We start from the raw sequence: 21,436 nt of genomic DNA on the forward strand, positions 1-21,436 counted from the left end.
CACTGGCCGGCAATCTTTTTCGAAACCCTGATTTCAGCGAGACTCTGGCGCATTGCAAAAATGTGGCCAGACCATACTTGCCGGTCTATAAACCCTGCGATCCAAATCCAGCGCCGCCACGCTCCGCGTTGAGCGCAGCCAGCCAGCCAAGGAAAATTCATGCCTGCCTATCGCTCCCGCACCACCACCCACGGCCGCAACATGGCCGGCGCCCGCGGCCTGTGGCGCGCCACCGGCATGAAGGATTCGGACTTCGGCAAGCCGATCATCGCGGTGGTCAATTCCTTCACCCAGTTTGTGCCGGGTCATGTCCATCTGAAAGACCTTGGCCAGCTGGTGGCGCGCGAGATCGAGAAGGCCGGCGGCGTCGCCAAGGAATTCAACACCATCGCCGTCGATGACGGCATCGCCATGGGCCATGACGGCATGCTCTATTCACTGCCGTCGCGCGAGCTGATCGCGGACTCGGTCGAATATATGGTCAACGCGCATTGCGCCGATGCCATGGTCTGCATCTCCAATTGCGACAAGATCACGCCCGGCATGCTGATGGCCTCCTTGCGCCTCAATATCCCAAGCGTCTTCGTCTCCGGGGGGCCGATGGAAGCCGGCAAGGTGGTGCTCGCCGGCAAGACACAAGCGCTCGACCTGGTCGACGCCATGGTTGCCGCCGCCGACGACAAGATCTCCGACGAGGACGTCAAGGTCATCGAACGCTCAGCCTGCCCGACCTGCGGCTCGTGCTCCGGCATGTTCACCGCCAATTCGATGAATTGCCTGACCGAGGCGCTCGGCCTGTCGCTACCCGGCAACGGCTCGACCCTGGCAACCCACGCCGACCGCAAGCGGCTGTTCGTCGAGGCCGGCCATCTCATCGTCGATCTCGCCCAGCGCTATTACGAGCAGGATGATGAGTCGGCACTGCCGCGCAGCATCGCCTCCAAAGGCGCCTTCGAGAACGCCATGACGCTCGACATCGCCATGGGCGGCTCGACCAATACGGTGCTGCATATCCTGGCCGCCGCCCACGAGGGCGAAGTCGACTTCACCATGGAAGACATCGACCGGCTGTCACGGCGGGTTCCGGTGCTATGCAAGGTCGCACCGGCCAAGTCCGACGTGCATATGGAAGACGTCCACCGCGCCGGCGGCATCATGGCGATCCTCGGCCAGCTCGACAATGCCGGGCTGCTCAACCGCAACCTGCCCACGGTGCATACGGCAAGCCTCGGCGAAGCGCTTGACCATTGGGACATCTCCCGCACCTCGAGCCAGAGCGTCCGCGACTTCTTTCTCGCCGCTCCGGGTGGCGTGCCGACACAGGTCGCCTTCAGCCAGGACCGCCGCTGGGACGAGCTCGACCTCGACCGCGAGAAGGGCGTCATCCGTTCGGCCGAAACGCCGTTCTCCAGAGACGGCGGGCTTGCGGTTCTGAAAGGCAATCTCGCGCTCGACGGCTGCATCGTGAAGACCGCCGGGGTCGACGAGTCGATCCTGAAGTTCACCGGCCCGGCCCGCGTGTTCGAAAGCCAGGACGCTTCCGTCAAAGCGATCCTGTCCAACGAGATCAAGGCCGGCGATGTCGTCGTCATCCGCTATGAAGGGCCGCGTGGCGGCCCCGGCATGCAGGAAATGCTCTACCCCACGAGCTATCTGAAGTCGAAAGGCCTCGGCAAAGCCTGCGCGCTGGTCACCGACGGCCGCTTCTCGGGCGGCACATCAGGCCTGTCGATCGGCCATGCCTCACCGGAGGCGGCCGAAGGCGGATTGATCGGGCTGGTGCAAGAGGGCGACACGATCGAGATCGACATCCCCAACCGCACCATACGTCTGGCGGTCAGTGACGCCGAGCTAGATGCGCGCCGCGCGGCCATGGAGGCAAAGGGCGCCATGGCCTGGAAGCCCGAGGAAAAGCGCAAGCGCAAGGTGACGACCGCGCTGCGCGCTTACGCAGCCTTCGCCACCAGCGCAGACAAGGGCGCGGTGCGGCACGTGCCGCAGTGAGGGGGTGCGGCGCCGACCCCCACCCCGCTGCTGCGCAGCGACCCTCCCCACAAGGGGGAGGGTAAAGCTCACGGCATCAGCTGATATTCGTAAAGCTTCTGATACAGCCCGCCCTGGTTGAGCAGCGTGCGATGCGCGCCGCTTTCCACCACCTTGCCGGCCTCCAGCACCACGATCGTGTCGGCCTGGTGCACGGTCGACAGGCGGTGGGCAATGACGATGGTGGTGCGCCCGACCGTCAGCTGCTGCAGCGCGTCGCGGAACAGCGCCTCGGATTCGGCGTCGAGTGCGCTGGTCGCCTCGTCCAGAAGCAGGATTTCGGCATTGCGCAGCATGGCGCGTGCGATCGAGATGCGCTGGCGCTGGCCGCCTGACAGCAGCGCGCCATTCTCGCCGACATCCGTGTCGTAGCCTTTCGCCTGGGCGCTGATGAAGTCATGTGCATTGGCGGCCCTTGCGGCGGCCATTACTTCCTCGTCCGTGGCGCCCTCGCGCCCGAGCCTGATGTTGTGCATGATCGTGCCGGCAAACAGGAACGTGTCCTGGCTGACATAGGCGATCTTTTCCCTGACCGAGGTGAGCGTGGCACAAGAAATGTCCTGCCCGTCGAACATCACCCTGCCGCTCTGCGGGTCGTACATGCGCATGATCAGGTTGAGGATGGTCGACTTGCCACTGCCCGAGGGTCCGACGAGCGCCGTCATTTTGCCTGCGGCAAGCGTCAGGTCCAGTCCCTCGAACACCGGCGCGCTTTCGGGGTAGGCGAAGCTGACATTGTCGAAATGGATCTCGCCCGGCCCGGCCCGCAGCGGCTTTGCATCCGGCTTTTCGGCCAGCGTCAGCGGCCGGTCGGCGAGCTGGAACATCATGCGCACGCCGACAATGCCGGTTTCAAGCGAGATGCGTACGCGGGCCAGGCGCTTGGCCGGCTCATAGGCCAACAGCAGCGCCGCGATGAAGGCCATGATGTTGCCCGGCATCTGACCGCCGCCGCCCAGAACCAGGAAGCCGCTGACAAAAACGGCGCCAGCGATGGCCAGCCCCGCAAGCGTTTCCATAACCGGGCTGGTGGCGGCCTCCAGCGTGGCGATGTTGTTGGCGCGGCTCTCCACGTCCGACACGGCCTTGTACATGCGCTTGCGCATGGCGCCTTCGAGACCGAAGGATTTGACGACGCGCACGCCGATCGCAGTTTCCTGCATCACCTGCACGATCTGGCCGAGCGAACGGAATTCTTGCGAGGCAATTTTTCGGACGCGCTTCAGGATACGATTGACGCCGTAAATGGCGATGGGCCCGATCACCAGACAGATCAGGGACAGCGCCGGCTGCTGCCAGACCATCACACCCACCAGCGCAGCCAGCGTCACCAGGTCGCGAACATAGGACGTGACGATTTGGTCGAGCACGCTGCGCGCGGCCTGGGCATTGTTCGTCATGCGCGAAATCAGTTCGGACGAAGAGGTCGAATGATAGAATTCGATGCCTTGCGCAAGAATGCTGTCATAGATCTTGCGCTGCCGGTCGGCGATGATGGCATTGCCGACCCTGCTCATGAAGTAGGCCTGGATGAAGTTTGCGAAGCCCTTGAGAATGAAAATCGCTCCGGTCGCCGCCGCGATCAGATTGACCTGCCCAATCCGCTTGTAAACCACGAATTCATTGGTGATTTCGCGCAGCATATAGGCGCTGGCTGCTGTCGTTGCCGCCACCACCAGCATCGACAGAATGGCCGCAGCGTAGCCAAATCTATGCGCGTGAAAGGATTCCCGCAAAAGCCTTGCGATAAGGCGCTGGTTTTCCGTCGAACGGAAGAAGCGAAACAAATGGCCGATCCCATGCCTGACTGACGAATTTCGGATTCGCCACCAGGGCGAAAGGCGGCTTATAGAGCGAGTTGTGGCCGGATGGAACCTTTCGCTGTCGCGGAGACAATCGGCTGCGGCACGGTGTCTTTTGCGCCACGATTGCGGCGATTGATCTGCGGGGAGATGACGACAGATGGATTTCGACCTTGTTGTGCGCGGCGGAACGCTGCCCGACGGCACCGTCGCCGACCTCGGCATCATCGGCGAGACGATCGTCGCCATCGAGCCCGAACTGCATGTCAGCGCCGGCACGTCGATCGACGCCCGTGGCAATCTGATCTCGCCGCCCTTCGTCGATCCGCATTTCCATATGGATGCAACGCTGTCCTACGGCATTCCACGCATCAACGCTTCGGGTACGCTGCTGGAGGGCATTTCGCTATGGGGCGAGCTGAAGCCGCTCCTGACGCATGACGCGGTGCGCGAGCGGGCGCTCGCCTATTGCGACTGGGCGGTCTCGATGGGCCTGCTCGCCATCCGTACCCATGTCGATGTCTGCGACGACCGGCTTCTGGCGGTCGAGGCGCTGCTCGACGTCAAGAAGATTGTCGCGCCCTATATCGATCTGCAACTGGTCGCTTTCCCGCAGGATGGCTTCTACCGTTCGCCGACGGCGCGCCAGAACACGCTGCGCGCGCTCGACATGGGCGTCGACATCGTCGGCGGCATCCCGCATTTCGAACGCACCATGGCCGACGGCACGCGCTCGGTGACCGAATTGTGCGAAATCGCGGCGAAGCGCGGGCTGATGGTCGACCTGCATTGCGACGAGACCGACGATCCGCTGTCGCGCCACATCGAGCAGCTTGCCTATGAGACGCAGCGCCTTGGCCTGCAGGGCAAGGTAGCCGGCTCGCATCTGACTTCAATGCACTCGATGGACAATTACTACGTCTCCAAGCTGCTGCCGCTGATTGCCGAGGCCGGTGTGTCGGCGATCCCCAATCCGCTGATCAACATCATGCTGCAGGGCCGCCACGACACGTTTCCCAAACGCCGCGGAATGACCCGGGTGAAGGAGATGCTGGCGCTCGGCATCCGCGTCGGTTGGGGCCAGGATTGCGTTCTCGACCCCTGGTATTCGCTGGGCACCGCCGACATGCTCGACGTCGCCTTCATGGGGCTTCACGTCGCTCAGATGTCGAGCCCTGCCGACATGGCACGCTGCTTCGACATGGTCACCAATGTCAACGCCGCCATCATGGGCCTCGATCATCTCGGCCTTGCCGTGGGCAAGCGCGCCAGCTTCGTCATCCTCGATGCAGGCAACCCGATCGAGGCCTTGAGGCTGCGTGCCGAACGGCTGTGCATCGTCGCCAGGGGCAAGGTGGTGGCCGAGCGCACGAAACAGGAGACACGGCTGTCGATCGCCGGCCGTCCCGGACAGGTGAACCGGCGGCACAAAACTGCGTAGAAACAGCCGATTTCCGCCGCTGGTCTTACCGATTTGCCTCGTCAAAGCGGCCGCTTGCAGCTAGGGAGCCGCATGGCCCAGTCGCTCGTCCGCACCTTCACTATCAGGAACGCGCTTCTGGCCGGCATCCTCTTGATGCTGGCCGGCGACTTCATGTTCGCGCTGAACGACGCGATGGGCAAATGGCTGGTCGCCAGCTTCTCTGTCGGCCAGGTGGTGCTGATCCGATCCATCGGCGCCTTCATCGTGCTCGGCCCGATGATCGCCAACCAGGGCGCCCGCAGACTGTTCCGGATGGAGCGGCCGGTCCTCCAGATTCTGCGCGTGCTGGCGACCACGGCGGACACGGCGCTGTTCTATGCCGCCGTCGTCTATCTTCCGCTTGCCGACGTGATGAGCTTCTACATGGCCGGGCCGATCTATGTGGCGGCGCTGTCGCATTTCCTGCTCGGCGAAAAGGTCGGCTGGCGCCGCTGGGCCGCCATCATGGTCGGCTTCTGCGGCGTGCTGATCATCTTGAAGCCGTCTTCGGCGGCGTTCTCGCAGTCCTCGCTGTTCGCACTGGTCGGCAGCATTGCCTTCGCCTTCGCCATCATCCTCAGCCGCCGCCTGCGCGGCACCAGCGACACAACGCTGGTCACCTGGCAGACTATCGGCACGCTGCTCGTCGGCGGCGTGATGACCATAGGCGCCTGGCAGACGCCCTCGGCACTCGATTTCGGCGCCATGCTCCTGCTCGGCATCGTCTCCTGCAGCGCGCATCTGATGATTACCAGGGCGCTGAAACTGGCCCCTGCCTCGACGCTGGCGCCGCTGCACTACAGCCTGCTTCTATGGGCGGTGATCTTCGGCCTGGCCTTCTTCGGCGACCTGCCGGGACCGCGCATCCTGATCGGCTCGGCCATCGTCGTGCTCGCCGGCCTGTTCATCTTCCACCGCCAGAAGGTGGTCGAAACAGTCGTGCCGCCGGAGAACGTGCCGAAAGGCGTGAATTGACCTAACCTTGGCGCACCGCCGCCAGATGCCGTAAAAACTCAGGCGTTTCCATCAGCGCCTTGCAACGGGCGAAGCGGCCGTCGGCATAGGCGCGGAAGTCCTCGACCGGGTTGTTGTTGGCAAGCTGGATCAGCCCCCACAGCGTCCACAACAGGTCGCACATCGCCTTGTAGATAACGACGCGGCCGCGCTCGGCCGGTTTCGCCTCGCCGCCGAAATAGGCGCGCATCATCTCTTCCTCTTGCGCGGTGTCGAACCGGCCTTCGACCGAGAGGTCGCCGAGGTCCCAGAGCGGATCGTTCATCCCCGAATATTCCCAGTCGACGATCCACATCCGCTCGCCCGTATCGAGAAAATTCTCGCACAGCGGATCGCAATGGCAGGCCGCAAGCGGCAGTCTATGCGCGGCAAGGGCGGCACGCACGGTGTCGGATTCGCGCACCACGTCGTGGTAGCCCGGCGGCAAGGCGACGTCCTTGGTCGATAAGACCTTGAGATAGTCGTCGATCATCGCAAACAGCTCGAAGCGGAACGGAAACACCGCACCGGACGCGTGCAGCCTGCGGAAGGCTTCGCCGGCGCGGGCCGGGCTGCCGGCACGCAGCTTGAACTTTGCCGGCGACATCGTCACGGCGCCGGCAACGAAGCGGCTCGCCAGCACGCCTGTCGCGGGGTCGACATGCAGCACCTCGGGACTGACGCCCGCTTTGGCCGCCTCACGCGCCGCCACCGCCTCATTAGCGCGGTTGATATACTCCTCGGTGCCTTTGCCGGGGATACGCAGGCAGATATCGCCGGCCCGAAAGACGAGATTGGTCATCCCGCCCAGCCGCTCCAGCGGTCCGTCGTAGCCCGCTAATGCCGGAATTGCCGCAAGTGTTGCGCGTGCCTCGTCGGTCCTCATGCCTGTTGCCCCTGGCGTGTTATTTCTTGCGACAAAGGTTCCACAGTTTTCGCCGTTTGGCTATCATCCGATCGAGGGTGAGCAGCGAGCTGGCGGAGAAACAGCCATGGCGGGCAACAAGGATCATGGCGGGCTTGGCGCCGCCTATGCGGCGCAACGGCCCGAGGACGTCGCCGCGATCTATGACAGTTGGTCGGAAACCTACGATGCCGACATGTCGGCCGCCGGCTACCGCCATCCGACGATCTGCCTGGCCCTGCTCGCACGGCATCTGCCGCGCGGCGCCGCACCGCTTCTCGACGCCGGCGCCGGCACCGGGCTGATCGGCGAGTGGCTGGCCATCACCGGCTATCCCCAGGTCGAAGCGCTCGATATTTCGCAAGGCATGCTGTCTAAAGCGGCGGCAAAGGGCGTCTATTCGGCGCTGCATTGCCTGGCGCTCGGCGGGCCACTGCCCTTTGCCGACAATGCCTATGCCGGCATCGTCTCGGCCGGCGTTTTCACCTCCGGCCATGTCGGCGCCGGGGGGCTGGACGAACTGATCCGCGTCTGCCGTCCCGGTGGCGTCATCGTGCTGACCATCAAGAACACGCTGTGGAACGCCGGCTTTGCCGATCGCATCGCTGCGCTCGAGGCTGAGGTCAGGGTCGTTCGTGCCGAGGAGACTGCGCCTTATGTTTCGATGCCGGGCGAGGCTGACACCGTGCCCAGCCGCGGCCTTGTACTCCGTGTGAGCTAATCCAGGTTTCATCTACGCCTTGATCCTGCTCATCGAAGAATCGTACATCGGTTCGAGATGAATGTTGGCCGGCGTCCGTTCCATCGCGACCACCAGCTCATAGTCCCCTGAGCTGAGAAAATCGTCGCTGACGCCATCGGCGTTGCGGACATAGCCATAGCCGATGTTCTTAGCCAGCGTGTAGCCATAACCGCCGCTGGTGAGATAGCCGACCGGTTCGCCATTGCGCAAAATCGTCTCGCGCCCGACCAGCACGATATCGGGATCGTCGACCGTGAAGCCGGCAAAGCGTTTCTTCAGGTCGGCGCCGCTGATCTTTTCGAGCGCCTGCCGGCCGACGAAATCGGTGTTCTTCCTCAGCTTCACCGCCCAGCCGAGGCCGGCCTCCTGAGGCGTGTCGTTGGGGGTGATGTCGGAGCCCCAGGCGCGGTAGCCTTTCTCCAGCCGAAGTGATTCCAGCGCCCGATAGCCGATCGGCCGGATGCCGTGCGGCTTGCCTGCCGCCATCAGCGTGTCGAAGATTTCGCCGGTGGCGGCGATTGGCACATGCAATTCCCAGCCGAGCTCGCCGACATAGGTGACGCGCAGCGCCCGAACCGTATGACCGGCAATGGCGATCTCGCTGACATGGCCGAACGGGAAGGCGGCATTCGAGACATCCGCGTCGGTGACGGCCGAAAGCACATCGCGGGCACGCGGCCCCATCAGCGACAGCGTGCCGAAATCCTCGGTGACATCTTTCAACGTCACGTCGAGGCCCTTGCCGACATGGTCGCCAATCCAGGAGAGATCATGCGTGCGGAAGCCGGTGCCGGTCACGATGTAGAATTTGTCTTCGGCGAGCCTGGCCGCCGTCAAATCGGCCTCGATGCCGCCGCGCGTGTTGAGAAGCTGCGTGTAGGTCAGCCGTCCCACCGGCTTGGCGACATCGTTGGCGCAGATCCAGTCCAGCGCCTTTGCCGCATCCGAACCCGTCATTTCGTATTTGGCGAAGGAGGACTGGTCGAAGATGCCGACTTTCTCGCGCACATGCCGGTGCTCCTCGCCGACCGGGCCAAACCAGTTCTGCCGGCCCATGGAATAAATGTCTTCGGGTCTGGCGCCCTGCGGCGCGAACCAGTTCGGCCGCTCCCAGCCGAGTTTGGAGCCGAACACGGCGCGATGTTCTTTCAGCCGGTCATATAGCGGCGAGACGATGCGCGGCCGGCCCGAGACGTACTCCTCATGCGGAAAGCCGATCGTGTAATGCTTGCCATAGGCTTCCAGCGTGCGATCGCTGACCCATTGCCGATCGCGATGCAGGCCGGAAAAGCGCCTGATGTCGACCACCCAAAGGTCGAGCGGCGCTTCACCATCGACAACCCATTGCGCCAGCACCCAGCCGGCGCCGCCGCCGGAAGCGATGCCGAAGGCGTTGAAGCCGGCGCCGACGAACATGTTGGCGCATTCGGGCGCGACACCGAGGATGAAATTGCCGTCCGGCGTAAAACTCTCCGGCCCGTTGATCATCTGTTTGACGCCGACCGTCTCCAGCGCCGGCACGCGCGCGATCGCCTGGCTCATATGCTGCTCGAAATGATCGTAGTCGTCGTCGAACAGCCGGAACTCCCAGTCATCGGGGACATCGCCGCCCGGCAGGCCGGTCGTCCAGGCTTGTGGGTTCGGCTCATAGCCACCCATCACCAGCCCGCCGACCTCTTCCTTGAAATAGGTGCGGCGGTCGGGATCGCGGATTGTCGGCGCGTCGGTCGCCAGCCCGTCGATCTTCTCGGTGATGATGTACTGGTGCTTGACCGGTTGCAGCGGCACGCAAATGCCGGCCATCGCGCCGACCTGGCGTGACCATTGGCCGGCGCAGTTCACCACCTTGTCGCAAGCAATGTCGCCCTTGTTGGTCTTCACCGCGGTGATGTGCCCGTCCGTCATGTCAAAGCCGGTAACGCGGACGTCCTCGAACAGCTTGGCGCCATGCATGCGCGCGCCCTTGGCCAGCGACTGCGTGATGTCGGAGGGGCTGGCCTGCCCATCGGTCGGCAGCCAGGAGGCGCCGACGAGGTCGCCGGTCTCCAGCAGCGGCCACATCTTCTTCACCTTGTCCGGCGACAGCAATTGCATGTCCATGCCGAAGCTTTTTGCCCTCGTCGCCAGCCTTTTGTATTCGGTCCAGCGGTCGGCATTGGTGGCGAGCCTGAGGCACCCGGTCATCTTCCAGCCGGTAGCAAGACCGGTTTCGGCTTCCAGCCCCTTGTAGAGTTCGACCGAATATTTGAGCACGCGGGTGATCGAGGCGGACGAGCGCAGCTGGCCGACCAGCCCGGCCGCGTGCCAGGTCGAACCCGAGGTCAGCTTCCCCTGTTCCAGCAACACGACATCGGCCTTGTGATCGCGCGCCAGGTGATAGGCCGTCGAACAGCCGATAATGCCGCCGCCGATGACGACGATGCCGGCATGCGTGGGCAAGCTCATGACTGTGTCCCGTATTTCGTGCGGTAATTGTCCAGCGCCGCGTCAAGCCGCGTCAGGTTCTCCGCGGTGTAGGCGACGTAGTCGATGCCGGGCGCGTCGAGGTAAAGTTCGGAAACCATGCTCCACATCGCCTCGCGCAGCAGCGAGGCGCATTGCATGGCCGCGTGCGAGCGGCGGATCGCCTCATCCGGCTCGCGCATGAAATACGCCGTGAGGAAAGTGAAGGACTCCGCGTCGCTCATCTCGGCGTTGGAGGCAACGCCGGCAAGATCGAACATCGCGGTGTTGAAACCGGCATATTCGAAATCGATGAGCCACAACCTGTCGCCATCGTCGAGGATATTTGCCGGCAGAAGATCGTTGTGGCCGAATACGATCGGCAGCAGCTTCTGCGCCCGCTCCAACTCGTCGGCCAGAGCCAGCAGCCTGGGCAGCTCGTCGCGCTTGCGGCTGCCGCCTTCGCTCAGCGTTCGCGCATAGTCGCGGATGACATGGAAGACCCAGAACATGAAGCCGGCGCCGGAGATGTGATTGGGCATCTCGCGATGGAACCCGCGCATAAGGGCTGCGACGCGGCCGATATTGGCGCGCACGTCCTCGGCAACATAGGTTTTCGCGCCGAGGAATTCCGTGACCATGATGCCGGGTTCGGAATGGCGGACCGCCGGCGCGAAGCCTGCGGCGTGCGCCGCGCGGGCCGTCATCACCTCGCGGTCGCGAAAGACGTGGTGAAATGGATAGTCCTGGCCGAAGCGCACGACATGCCGCCCGGCCGCGTCCTTGACCAGATAGTTGGCGTTGCTGAGGCCGCCCGGCAGCGGCGCAATGTCGATGCTGCCATTCCAGCAAGGCAAGGCCCGGATGCGGTCTTCAGCAGTCACGGGGCCATCCCTGACTTTTGCGGAGCTTTCCTGGGCGCCATGCGCCGCGCAACGAGCGTTGGGAAACGCAAAAAATCTCGTCGGTGCGGGACGCAGGAACTCCTATCCCGCGCCGCACCGACGAGCCCCTCTGGCCAGGTTTTGATACCCGGTCTCCGCCCCCGCGGATTTGAGAAACTTTTGTGCCAGTTCAAACCCAGACGGTCTGGCCAGACGGTCCGGTCCGTGAATTGCGGCTCTGCCATCACCCTCCCGTGGCAGTTCCGAAGCTGTCACGCCGTCAATGTCACGCCAGTGCTACCTAACTGTCAATGAAATGTTGTGACTTTTTTTGGGTGTTTTGCCCGAAACCACGAGCAATTCCTTTAAAAACGGCGGCATTGCCCTAAAACCGGGCAGGCCGCAAATTGAGGAAGCCAGATGATCCATTCGAAACGGCATGGCGAAATCCTCCGCCTCCTCAAGGAAGAGGGCACCGTCACCATTGCCAGCCTCGCCGACCGGCTGGGGGTTTCGCTTGAAACGGTGCGCCGGGATGTCAAGCCACTGACCGGCAATGGCTCGGTGCTCAAGATGCATGGCGCCATCGGCCTGCCGTCGATGGCCGGCGAAGCGCCCTTCGAGCGGCGCATGCGCGACAATGCCGAGCCCAAGCGGCTGATCGCCCGCATGGTCGCTGCCACCATTCGCGACGGTGAATCGGTCATGCTGGACACCGGCACCACGACCTCGTTCCTGGCCCGCGAACTGCTCGGCCACCGGCGGCTGACGGTCGTCACCAACTCGTCCGATATCGCCCGCACGCTGGCCACCGTCAACGGCAACAAGATCTATATGGCCGGGGGCGAATTGCGCAGCGATTCCGGGGCCGCCTTCGGCGCCTCGGCGATCGATTTCGTCAGCCGCTTCTCGGTCAGCCATGCGGTGATTTCGATCGGCGCCGTCGATGCCGCCGCAGGCCTTGCCGACTACGATCTGGAAGAGGCGGAGTTCGCCCGCATGGTGCTGTCGCGCGGCCAGCGCTCGCTGGTCATCACCGACCACACCAAGTTCGGTCGCCAGGGTCTGGTCCAGGTCTGCGGCTTCGACGGTTTTTCCGAACTCGCCACCGACCAGCCGCCGCCGCGCGACATTGCCTCGGCACTTGCCGAGGCTGGAGCGCGCCTCAGCATCGCTGCGGCCTAGCCAAACACCAGCGACTGGCGCGCCGCGATCCCGGCCCATGCCGCCACCCGATACCACGAAGGCGATGTTGTGCATCATGCGCGCCGCGTCGCCGGCCGCATAAGATGTCGTTCTGGTGAAAAATTGTTTTTCAATCATCCCGCTCTTCGCAATGTCCATGCAACTTGGCAGCCGCAAACAGCGCCTCGTCGAAATGCGGGCCGGGCGAATCGCCCGCATCAGCAATGAGGCCACCATGCTGCAAACGATGCCTTGTCTTTCCTGGACGCTTGCGCGCTCCGACCTGGAAGCGGACCCGGCTTGGCCGGACATTCCGCAACTTTCCGCCGGCGACGGTGTATGACGGTGTATAAGGTGTCCAGGATCAAGAACCTCAAAACCTATGACTGGCGCTTCGCATGACTGATCCACTATCGGCGATCCTGGGCTTCGGCCTGCTTGGTGTCGGCTGTCTCGCCTTCACTGAAAAGATCCTGCCGCTGCCGCCCTCGCATGTGCTGCTGCTGTTCCTCGGCATGACGGCAGCCTCCGATCTCCTGGCGCTGGCGATCCTGCTTCTGGTGACGACGCTGTCCGCCATCACAGGCTGCCTTGTCTGGTATAGTGTGGGCCGTAGGATTGGATTGGATCGTGCCGACAGGCTGGTCGAGCGTTTCGGCAAATATGTCTGCTTGCGCTATGCGACCTACAGCAAGCTTGGTCAGGCCTACCGCCGCCATCATGTCCGGGTCTCCTTGCTGGCGCAGTTCATCCCGACGGTTCGCAACTATCTGCCGATCGCGGCCGGCGCGCTCCGTCTTCCACTCTTGCCCTTCGCGGCGGCGACGCTGCTCGGCGCCACGCTATGGAACACCGGCTTCCTCGTCACCGGCTACCTTATGCGCGGCAGCGGCCGGGATTCCTATGCCATCGGCTTTCGCATCATCGTCATCGTCCTGGCGCTGGAGACGGCGTTCATGCTCGCGCTTCGCTACGGTCCTGCCTGCCGGCGGTGCCTCGGGTTCGGCTGACCAGGAGGCGCCTCAAGCCGTATGGGTATAAGCTCCGCCTTCGGCTTTCCTTCCCCGGCGCGCCGGTGTTTAGTCCGGCCATGGCTTTCACCATCCGCCAGCTGCAGTTCTTCATTGCCGTCGCCGAGCAAGGCACGGTGTCGGGCGCCGCACAAAACCTCTCCATCTCGCAATCCTCGGTCACCGAGGCGATCAAGGAGCTGGAGAGCGATCTCGGCGTCGAATTGTTCGAGCGCCATCCGCGTGGCCTCAACATTACCCACAAAGGCCACCAGTTCCTGCGCCATGCGACCAAGATCCTGGCCGACGTCTCCGACGCGCGCCGCGCTTTTTCCGACGACCAGGTGGTGGCCGGCGGGCGGCTGCAGCTCGGCGTCACCTCGCTGGTCGCGGGCTATGTGCTGTCCGATCTGCTGGCGCGCTACCGCCGCGCATATCCCGGCGTCGATGTCTCGGCCATCGAGGACAATGGCGACTATCTCGAACATCTGCTGATCGGCGGCAAGCTCGACATTGCCGTCATGGTCACCTCCAATTTGCGCGACCGCACCGCTCTGCAGTCGGAAATCCTCGAGGTCTCGGCCTACCGGCTGTGGGTCCCGCTCGGCCACAAGCTGGCCAGCGCCGACATTATCGGCATAGGCGACATTGCCGGCGAGCCGCTGATCATGCTGACCGTCGACGAGATCGAGGAGAACACCGGCAAGCTTCTGGCGGCGATCGGCGCCAGGCCGCATGTCGCCTTTCGCACCCGCTCGGTCGAAGCCGTTCGCAGCCTCGTCGCCACAGGTGCGGGCGTGGCGTTGCTGCCCGACCTAGTCTACCGGCCGTGGTCGCTGGAAGGCGACCGCATCGAATCGCGCGACATTTCGGGTTCCCTGCCGGTCGTCCAGGTCGGCATGGTCTGGCGCCGCGGCTCCGGTCTGCCGCAGGCGTCGCGCGACTTCATCGGCCTTGCCCAGTCGCAGCGTATGGTACGCCAGCAGCGTTGATAGGGTGCGTGGTTATCTATCGGAAAAACCGATATCGCGTTTCTGATAAATGAATTTGCGAAACCGGAATTTTCCGAGCACTTTTCATGTCAGGGACGAAAGCCGCCATCAGAGCGGCAACGTGCCATCGGATGAACTGACGCTTTTCAGCCTGCGGCTGACCGCGGCGGCGACTCGCTTCGCAGTCAGGCGCCAAAATGGGAGATTGACGATGAATTCATTCCTGAAGACGTGCACCGCCTTGACGGTCGCGCTGACCTTTTCCGGTCAGGCCGTCGCCCAGGTCAAGGAACTTGGCAAGGGCGAAGGGGAGGTCAGCATCGTTGCCTGGCCGGGGTACATCGAGCGCGGCGAAACCGACAAGGGCTATGACTGGGTGACCTCCTTCGAGAAGGAGAGCGGCTGCAAGGTCAACGTCAAGACCGCGAACACCTCCGACGAGATGGTCTCGCTGATGAATGAGGGTGGGTTCGATCTAGTCACCGCTTCGGGTGACGCCTCGCTGCGCCTCGTTGCCGGCAAGCGCGTGCAGCCGATCAACACCGATCTCATCCCGAGCTGGAAGGCGGTAGACGACCGTCTGAAGGATGCGCCCTGGTTCACCGTCGACAAGGTGCATTACGGCGTTCCCTATCAGTGGGGCCCGAACATCCTGATGTACAACACCGATGTCTTCAAGGAAGCGCCCAAAAGCTGGAACGTCGTCTTCGAGGAAATGAACCTGCCGGACGGCAAGTCCAACAAGGGCCGCGTCCAGGCCTATGACGGCCCGATCCACATCGCCGACGCCGCCAACTATTTGATGTTCCACAAGCCGGAACTCGGCATCAAGGACCCGTACGAACTGAACGAAGACCAGTACAAGGCAGCGCTCGAGCTGCTGCGTGTTCAGCGGACGCTGGTCGGCCGCTACTGGCATGACGCCGCCATCCAGGTCGACGACTTCCAGAACGAAGGCGTCGTCGCTTCCGGTTCGTGGCCTTACCAGGTCAACACGCTGGTTGCCGCCAAGAAGCCGGTCGCCTCGACCGTGCCGGAAGAAGGCGTCACCGGCTGGGCCGACACCACCATGATGGAGGCCGACGCCGCGCATCCCAACTGCGCCTATATGTGGCTTGAGCATTCGCTGTCGCCCAAGGTGCAAGGCGATGTCTCGGCCTGGTTCGGCTCGCTCCCCGTGGTGCCCGCTGCCTGCAAGGGCAACGAGCTGCTCGGCGAGGAAGGCTGCAAGACCAACGGCTACGAGAACTTCGACAAGATCAAGTTCTGGAAGACGCCGGTCTCGAAGTGCGCCACCCAGAACGACCACTGCGTGCCCTACTACCGCTGGGTGTCCGACTATATCGGCGTCATCGGCGGGCGGTGAGCTCCCTTAACCCTCCCCCTAGTGGGGAGGGTCGACGCGCAGCGTCGGGGTGGGGGCAACGCTGACGTCCGGTGCTAGTCACCCCACCCGCGGCTTCGCCGCGACCTCCCCCATCGAGGGGGAGGTGAAGTGCCGTGCCCGCTGGCCTGATTGGTGGCGGCAAGAGCTATTTCGACGAACACAAACCGGCAACAGACGGACAGCCCATGACATCGGCCGTTTCCTTCCAGAAAGTCTCTCGCCATTTCGGCAGCGTGCGCGCCGTCGATGCGGTCGATCTCGATATCGTGCCGGGCGAGTTCTTCGCCATGCTCGGTCCGTCGGGGTCCGGCAAGACGACCTGCCTGCGCCTCATCGCCGGCTTCGAGCAGCCGACCTCGGGCTCGATCTCGATCTTCGGCGACCGCGCCGAGGGCATGCCGCCCTATCGTCGCAACGTCAACACCGTGTTCCAAGACTACGCGCTGTTCCCGCATCTGAACGTGCTGGACAATGTCGCCTACGGGCTGATGGTCAAGGGCGTCGCCAAGCCGCAGCGGCAGAAGGCGGCGGAAGAGGCGCTGTCATTGGTGCGGCTTCCAGGCTATGGCGCCCGCCGTCCCGGCCAGCTCTCCGGCGGCCAGCGCCAGCGCGTGGCGCTGGCCCGTGCGCTGGTCAACCAGCCCAAGGTGCTTCTGCTCGACGAGCCGCTCGGCGCGCTCGATCTCAAACTGCGCGAGAACATGCAGGAAGAGCTGAAGTCGCTGCAGAAGGCGCTCGGCATCACCTTCGTCTTCGTCACCCACGACCAGGGCGAAGCGCTGTCGATGGCCGACCGCGTCGCCGTCTTCAATGACGGCAAGATCATGCAGATCGGCACGCCGGAAGACATCTACCAGCGGCCGAAGACCCGCTTCGTCGCCGATTTCGTCGGCTCCTCCAACGTACTGCCGCCGGACTTCGTCCAGCGCTATTCCGGCCAGCACCGCTGGGGCAGCCTGCGTCCCGAATCCATCCGCATCGGCCGCGCCGCCAAAGGCGAGGGCGTCGCCGCGCGCCTGGTCGGAACCAACTATCTCGGCGCTACGACCAAGCTGGCGCTCGACGCCGACGGGTTGAGGCTGCACGCCATCGTGCCGGCCGGGACAAAGCTGCCGGCGGAAGGCGAAGCGGTGGTGCTGACGTTCAACCGCGAGCATTTGCATTTGATGGACGAGCCGGCATGATTGAGGTTTGCGCCAAGCACCCCCCTCTGTCCTGCCGGACATCTCCCCCTCAAGGGGGGAGATCGGCTGTTCCTTCCGGTTTCGCCAATCTCCAACGTGGCGGAATTGGCGAGGCCGAAAAATTGCTGATCTCCCCCCTTGAGGGGGAGATGTCCGGCAGGACAGAGGGGGGTGTGACGGATCGCGGCCTGGCCGCCATTGATCCAATCGCCGCGGTCGCCCCATGACCATCGCCGCGCTCAACTCAACCTCCGCCCCCGCCATCCTGCCCGGCAGCGGTGGCATGCGCGGCGCACTGTCGGACCTTTTCTGGCGCAAGCCGCAACTGCTGCTGTTCCTCATGCTGCTGCCGCCGGTTCTATGGCTCGGCGTTGTCTATATCGGCTCGTTGTTCGCACTTCTGGCGCAGAGCTTTTTTTCGATCGACGAGTTCTCCGGCCTCATCAACCACGAATTCACGCTGAAGACCTATGGCGACCTGTTCCAGCCCGCCAATCTCGACATCATCCTGCGCACGGTGACGATGGCGGTGCTGGTCACGCTGGCCTCGGCCGTCATCGCCTTCCCGATCGCCTATTATGCGGCGCGCTATGCCCGCGGCCGCTGGAAGGCGCTGTTCTATCTCGGCGTCATGCTGCCGCTATGGTCGAGTTACCTCGTCAAGATCTACGCCTGGAAGCTGATCCTCGCCAAGGAAGGCATTTTGACCTGGCTGCTCGCCAAATTGCATCTGCTCTGGGTGCTCGATGGCTGGCTGTCGCTGCCGGTCGTCGGCGGCAACTCTTTGTCGGTCTCCGCCACCGGGACCTTCATCGCTTTCGTCTATGTCTGGCTGCCGTTCATGATCCTGCCGGTGCAGGCGGCATTGGAGCGCGTGCCCGGCAATCTGGTCGAGGCGTCCTCCGATCTCGGCGCATCGCCGGGCCAGACCTTCCGCAACGTGCTGTTCCCGCTGGCGCTGCCCGGCATCGTCGCCGGCTCGATCTTCACCTTCTCGCTGACGCTGGGCGACTACATCATCCCACAGATCATCGGCACATCGCGGCTGTTCATCGGGCAGGCCGTCTATTCGCAGCAAGGCACAGCCGGCAACATCCCGCTCGCCGCAGCCTTCACCGTCGTGCCCATCGTCATCATGGGTTTCTATCTCTGGGGCGCCAAGCGCATGGGGGCCTTCGATGCGCTCTGACGGTTCGCAATCCGCTCCGCTCGGCCTCAAGATCGCTGCCGCCTGCGGCCTGCTGTTCCTGCATCTGCCGATCTTGTTGATCTTCGTCTACGCCTTCACCACGGAAGAGAAGAGCTTCGTCTGGCCGCCGCCGGGGCTGACCACACAATGGTTCGCCGTCACCTGGAACCGGCCGGATGTCTGGCAGGCGCTGTCGCTTTCGGTCCGTGTCGCCGCCATCTCGACCGCGATTGCCTTGATACTGGGCACGCTGTGCGCCGCCGCCGTGTCACGGACGAAATTCTTCGGCCGCGAGACGATCTCGCTGCTCGTCATCCTGCCGATCGCGCTGCCCGGCATCATCACCGGCATCGCGTTGCGCTCGGCCTTCTCGCTAGCCGACATCCCGTTCTCGTTCTGGACGATCGTGCTCGGCCACGCCACCTTCTGCGTTGTCGTCGTCTACAACAATGCGGTCGCCCGTTTCCGCCGCACTTCCGGCTCAATGATCGAGGCCTCGATGGATCTCGGCGCCGACGGCTTCCAGACCTTCCGGCACGTCGTGCTGCCCAACATCGCCACCGCTCTGCTTGCCGGGGGGATGCTCGCCTTCGCGCTCTCCTTCGACGAGGTCATCGTCACCACCTTCACCGCCGGCCAGCAGCAGACCGTGCCGATCTGGATGCTGGAAGAGCTGATCCGCCCACGCCAGCGTCCGGTCACCAATGTCGTCGCCATGGTCGTGGTGCTGGTGACGCTGCTGCCCATCCTTGCCGCCTATTACCTGACCCGCGACGGCGACCAGATCGCCGGTTCGGGCAAATGAAGAACAGCGAATAGGGAGTAGCGAATAGCGAATAGGGAGATTGCACGACCAGCCCTATTCGCTACTCGCTATTCGCTACTCGCTCCTGACCAAGGAGAACCCGCATGGACACCCAGATGCTGATCGGCTCGAAGTTCGAGAACGGCACCGAGACCGAGGAGCCGATTCTGAATCCAAAGACCGGGGCGACCATTCTCAACCTGCCTGAAGCCAGCCAGGCGCAGATCGAGGCGGCTGTTACTGCCGCCGGGCGAGCGTTCGTCTTGTGGTCACGCACAACGCCGGCGCAGCGCTCCGGCTATCTCCTCAAGATCGCCGACCGCATCGAGGCCAACGCGCGGGAGTTCGCGGCGCTCGAGGCGCTGAATTGCGGCAAGCCGATCAACGCCGTGCTCAATGACGAGATCCCGGCGATCGTCGACTGCTATCGTTTCTTTGCCGGCGCTGTGCGTTCGATGCCGGGCGTGGTCGCCGGCGAATACATTCCCGGCCACACCTCGATGGTGCGGCGCGATCCGATCGGCATCGTCGCTTCCATCGCGCCGTGGAACTATCCACTGATGATGATGGCCTGGAAGCTGGCGCCGGCCATTGCCGGCGGCAACACCGTCGTCTTCAAGCCGTCGGAGCAGACGCCGCTGACGGCGCTGAAGCTGGCCAGGATCCTGGCCGAGGTTCTGCCCGAGGGCGTCGTCAATGTCGTGCTCGGCCGCGGCGACAGCGTTGGCAACACGCTGATCAATCACGCCAAGGTCAACATGATTTCGATCACCGGCGACGTCGCCACGGGCAAGAAGGTGCTGCAGGCCGCCGCCAAGTCGGTCAAGCGCACGCATCTGGAACTCGGCGGCAAGGCGCCGGTCATCGTTTTCGACGACGCCGACCTTGGCGCCGTGGTCAACGGCCTGCGCGCTTTCGGCTACTACAATGCCGGGCAGGATTGTACAGCCGCCTGCCGCATCTATGCCGGCAAGAAGATCTACGACAAGCTCGTCGCCGATCTCTCATCTGCCGTCTCGACCATCAAATACAACCAGCCCGATGACACCAAAAACGAGATCGGGCCGCTGATCTCGCGCCGCCAGCGCGATCGCGTCTCGAGCTTCGTCGAGCGCGCTTCGGAACTGAAGCACATCGAGATCACCACCGGCGGCAAGCCCGGCGAAGGCTCCGGCTTCTATTACCAGCCGACGGTGGTTGCCGGCGCGCTGCAGGAAGACGAGATCGTGCGCCGCGAAGTGTTCGGTCCGGTCGTCTCCATCACCCGCTTCTCCGAAGTCGATGAAGCCGTGAACTGGGCCAATGACAGCGACTACGGCCTGGCATCCTCGGTGTGGACCAAGAACGTCTCGCGCGCCATGGCGACGGCCGCCCGTCTGCAATATGGCTGCACCTGGATCAACACCCATTTCATGCTGACCAACGAGATGCCGCATGGCGGGTTGAAGCAGTCCGGCTACGGCAAGGACATGTCTCTCTATGCGCTGGAGGATTATACCGCCGTTCGTCATGTGATGGTGGCGCATGGGTAGAGGCCGCCACTATCTCTAAAATATTCGCCACCGCGTTTTCTGTATATTAATCGTGAGTTACTTTTGCGGTACGGCGGGAGTTCACGATTTACTGAATATTCAACCTGAACGAGCAGCCTCTTGCCGGGAAACCGCGCGGCGAGGGGTTTGCGCATGAACACGACCAAGATCAAGCTGGTACTCATTGGCGGCTTCTGTCTGCTGATCGCTGTGTTCGGCGGCAAGGACATGATCAAGAAGAGCGGCTGGCCCGAGGCGCCTGCTGAAATCCTCGCGGTCAATGTCGAATGCGACATGGAATCGACCACCCACAAGATTGTCTACAAGACCGTCAGCACCGCCACGATCCCGTGCGAACTGGTGGATGCGTTCAAGACGGTTCATGCTGACAAAGAGTGGAAGGTGACCCAGAAATTCACCGGCACCTTGCGCGTCGGCACCGGCGCCGACGCCGTCGAGGCCACGATGGAGCTGAACAAGAACGGTGCCCGCGAACCGCAGGTCGGCGACAAGCTCACCGTCGTCCAGAACCCCGCCAACCCCACCCAGATCGAACGCACCGGCATGACCGGCACGCGTTTGACGATCGTCATTGGGGCTGGACTGCTCGGCGCGTTGCTTCTCTATCTTGCTTTCAAACCCCGCTGGCGGATGTCGACCTCCGCCGTGGCGGGCAACCCTGCCGGAGATGCCGGCGCGGACCAGCGCGCGCGCCAGGCCGACGCCTTGATAGCGGCGGCCCTGGCCAAGCAGGCCACATTGCCCAATCAGCCGGCACGTGTCGCGGCTGCCGGATCGGCCAGGGAAGGGCGGTTTTCCGGGCAGCGGACGAGTTTCGGCCGCCGCAACTGATGGCCGAAAACTGCTGCACCTGCCACGG

The 21,436-nt window shown here is 63.5% G+C and carries 18 protein-coding genes; 14 read left to right on the forward strand and 4 right to left on the reverse strand.

The annotated features are described in order from the left end of the window. Positions 1 to 159 precede the first annotated feature (159 nt). Entirely contained in the window at positions 160 to 2,004 is a 1,845-nt protein-coding gene (ilvD, locus tag X751_RS145825) for a dihydroxy-acid dehydratase (RefSeq protein ID WP_023715582.1), read from the forward strand. A 68-nt stretch (positions 2,005 to 2,072) separates the two neighbouring features. Here ilvD and X751_RS145820 read toward each other — a convergent pair whose 3' ends face one another. Beyond that, a complete protein-coding gene (locus X751_RS145820) occupies positions 2,073 to 3,830 on the reverse strand; it encodes an ABC transporter ATP-binding protein (RefSeq protein ID WP_023685110.1) in 1,758 nt (585 codons plus the stop codon). A gap of 175 nt (positions 3,831 to 4,005) precedes the next feature. On the opposite strand from X751_RS145820, the gene X751_RS145815 reads away from it, so the two are divergent. Together X751_RS145815 and X751_RS145810 are read left to right on the forward strand one after the other, a co-directional pair. Next, positions 4,006 to 5,286, forward strand: coding sequence for an amidohydrolase family protein (locus X751_RS145815; protein ID WP_023745230.1), 1,281 nt, complete (start codon positions 4,006 to 4,008; stop codon positions 5,284 to 5,286). A gap of 72 nt (positions 5,287 to 5,358) precedes the next feature. Next, positions 5,359 to 6,282, forward strand: coding sequence for a DMT family transporter (locus tag X751_RS145810; RefSeq protein ID WP_023692641.1), 924 nt, complete (start codon positions 5,359 to 5,361; stop codon positions 6,280 to 6,282). Position 6,283: 1 nt separating this feature from the next. On the opposite strand, the gene X751_RS145805 is transcribed toward X751_RS145810, so the two are convergent. Next, positions 6,284 to 7,186 (reverse strand): phosphotransferase family protein, encoded by a 903-nt coding sequence (locus X751_RS145805; protein WP_023745231.1) that lies wholly within the window; start codon positions 7,184 to 7,186, stop codon positions 6,284 to 6,286. Positions 7,187 to 7,292: 106 nt separating this feature from the next. On the opposite strand from X751_RS145805, the gene X751_RS145800 reads away from it, so the two are divergent. Beyond that, on the forward strand, positions 7,293 to 7,925 hold the full coding sequence (locus tag X751_RS145800; protein WP_023745232.1) for a class I SAM-dependent methyltransferase: 633 nt from the start codon (positions 7,293 to 7,295) through the stop codon (positions 7,923 to 7,925). Between the two features lie 12 nt (positions 7,926 to 7,937). On the opposite strand, the gene X751_RS145795 is transcribed toward X751_RS145800, so the two are convergent. Together X751_RS145795 and X751_RS145790 are read right to left on the reverse strand one after the other, a co-directional pair. After that, complete coding sequence (locus X751_RS145795) at positions 7,938 to 10,391, reverse strand: FAD-dependent oxidoreductase (protein WP_023745233.1); 2,454 nt, start codon at positions 10,389 to 10,391, stop codon at positions 7,938 to 7,940. Beyond that, positions 10,388 to 11,272 (reverse strand): phosphotransferase family protein, encoded by an 885-nt coding sequence (locus X751_RS145790; protein ID WP_023703531.1) that lies wholly within the window; start codon positions 11,270 to 11,272, stop codon positions 10,388 to 10,390. Before X751_RS145790 ends, X751_RS145795 begins: the two co-directional genes overlap by 4 nt. Positions 11,273 to 11,692: 420 nt before the next feature. Between X751_RS145790 and X751_RS145785 the strand changes: the two genes are divergently transcribed. The 10 genes from X751_RS145785 to X751_RS145740 all read left to right on the forward strand — a co-directional run bounded on the left by X751_RS145785 (position 11,693) and on the right by X751_RS145740 (position 21,408). After that, positions 11,693 to 12,457 carry a DeoR/GlpR family DNA-binding transcription regulator gene (locus X751_RS145785; RefSeq protein ID WP_023745234.1) on the forward strand — a complete coding sequence of 255 codons (765 nt, stop codon included), beginning with the start codon at positions 11,693 to 11,695 and terminating at the stop codon, positions 12,455 to 12,457. 157 nt (positions 12,458 to 12,614) lie between these two features. After that, positions 12,615 to 12,800 (forward strand): hypothetical protein, encoded by a 186-nt coding sequence (locus X751_RS145780; protein ID WP_156933986.1) that lies wholly within the window; start codon positions 12,615 to 12,617, stop codon positions 12,798 to 12,800. Positions 12,801 to 12,855: 55 nt separating this feature from the next. Further along, on the forward strand, positions 12,856 to 13,467 hold the full coding sequence (locus X751_RS145775) for a DedA family protein (RefSeq protein WP_023745235.1): 612 nt from the start codon (positions 12,856 to 12,858) through the stop codon (positions 13,465 to 13,467). 80 nt (positions 13,468 to 13,547) lie between these two features. Beyond that, entirely contained in the window at positions 13,548 to 14,459 is a 912-nt protein-coding gene (locus X751_RS145770; RefSeq protein WP_023673412.1) for a LysR substrate-binding domain-containing protein, read from the forward strand. A 211-nt stretch (positions 14,460 to 14,670) separates the two neighbouring features. Further along, positions 14,671 to 15,825, forward strand: coding sequence for an ABC transporter substrate-binding protein (locus X751_RS145765; RefSeq protein ID WP_023688802.1), 1,155 nt, complete (start codon positions 14,671 to 14,673; stop codon positions 15,823 to 15,825). A gap of 206 nt (positions 15,826 to 16,031) precedes the next feature. After that, entirely contained in the window at positions 16,032 to 17,030 is a 999-nt protein-coding gene (locus tag X751_RS145760; protein ID WP_023745236.1) for an ABC transporter ATP-binding protein, read from the forward strand. Between the two features lie 223 nt (positions 17,031 to 17,253). Beyond that, on the forward strand, positions 17,254 to 18,219 hold the full coding sequence (locus X751_RS145755; RefSeq protein ID WP_023702659.1) for an ABC transporter permease: 966 nt from the start codon (positions 17,254 to 17,256) through the stop codon (positions 18,217 to 18,219). After that, positions 18,209 to 19,024, forward strand: a complete 816-nt coding sequence (locus tag X751_RS145750) for an ABC transporter permease (protein ID WP_023673416.1) — start codon at positions 18,209 to 18,211, stop codon at positions 19,022 to 19,024. The genes X751_RS145755 and X751_RS145750 overlap by 11 nt, the downstream gene beginning before the upstream one ends. 104 nt (positions 19,025 to 19,128) lie before the next feature. Beyond that, positions 19,129 to 20,556, forward strand: a complete 1,428-nt coding sequence (locus X751_RS145745) for a gamma-aminobutyraldehyde dehydrogenase (RefSeq protein WP_023745237.1) — start codon at positions 19,129 to 19,131, stop codon at positions 20,554 to 20,556. Positions 20,557 to 20,709: 153 nt separating this feature from the next. Continuing rightward, positions 20,710 to 21,408 carry a DUF3592 domain-containing protein gene (locus X751_RS145740; RefSeq protein ID WP_023745238.1) on the forward strand — a complete coding sequence of 233 codons (699 nt, stop codon included), beginning with the start codon at positions 20,710 to 20,712 and terminating at the stop codon, positions 21,406 to 21,408. Positions 21,409 to 21,436: the final 28 nt, after the last annotated feature.

This window comes from Mesorhizobium sp. LNJC394B00 (assembly GCF_000502555.1).
GTDB lineage: Bacteria > Pseudomonadota > Alphaproteobacteria > Rhizobiales > Rhizobiaceae > Mesorhizobium.

Coding starts and splice junctions, on each gene's coding strand:
- ilvD (WP_023715582.1), top strand. CDS start 160: ATGCCTGCCTATCGCTCCCGCACCACCACCCACGGCCGCAACATGGCC.
- X751_RS145815 (WP_023745230.1), top strand. CDS start 4,006: ATGGATTTCGACCTTGTTGTGCGCGGCGGAACGCTGCCCGACGGCACC.
- X751_RS145810 (WP_023692641.1), top strand. CDS start 5,359: ATGGCCCAGTCGCTCGTCCGCACCTTCACTATCAGGAACGCGCTTCTG.
- X751_RS145805 (WP_023745231.1), bottom strand. CDS start 7,186: ATGAGGACCGACGAGGCACGCGCAACACTTGCGGCAATTCCGGCATTA.
- X751_RS145800 (WP_023745232.1), top strand. CDS start 7,293: ATGGCGGGCAACAAGGATCATGGCGGGCTTGGCGCCGCCTATGCGGCG.
- X751_RS145795 (WP_023745233.1), bottom strand. CDS start 10,391: ATGAGCTTGCCCACGCATGCCGGCATCGTCGTCATCGGCGGCGGCATT.
- X751_RS145785 (WP_023745234.1), top strand. CDS start 11,693: ATGATCCATTCGAAACGGCATGGCGAAATCCTCCGCCTCCTCAAGGAA.
- X751_RS145780 (WP_156933986.1), top strand. CDS start 12,615: ATGCAACTTGGCAGCCGCAAACAGCGCCTCGTCGAAATGCGGGCCGGG.
- X751_RS145775 (WP_023745235.1), top strand. CDS start 12,856: ATGACTGATCCACTATCGGCGATCCTGGGCTTCGGCCTGCTTGGTGTC.
- X751_RS145770 (WP_023673412.1), top strand. CDS start 13,548: ATGGCTTTCACCATCCGCCAGCTGCAGTTCTTCATTGCCGTCGCCGAG.
- X751_RS145765 (WP_023688802.1), top strand. CDS start 14,671: ATGAATTCATTCCTGAAGACGTGCACCGCCTTGACGGTCGCGCTGACC.
- X751_RS145760 (WP_023745236.1), top strand. CDS start 16,032: ATGACATCGGCCGTTTCCTTCCAGAAAGTCTCTCGCCATTTCGGCAGC.
- X751_RS145755 (WP_023702659.1), top strand. CDS start 17,254: ATGACCATCGCCGCGCTCAACTCAACCTCCGCCCCCGCCATCCTGCCC.
- X751_RS145750 (WP_023673416.1), top strand. CDS start 18,209: ATGCGCTCTGACGGTTCGCAATCCGCTCCGCTCGGCCTCAAGATCGCT.
- X751_RS145745 (WP_023745237.1), top strand. CDS start 19,129: ATGGACACCCAGATGCTGATCGGCTCGAAGTTCGAGAACGGCACCGAG.
- X751_RS145740 (WP_023745238.1), top strand. CDS start 20,710: ATGAACACGACCAAGATCAAGCTGGTACTCATTGGCGGCTTCTGTCTG.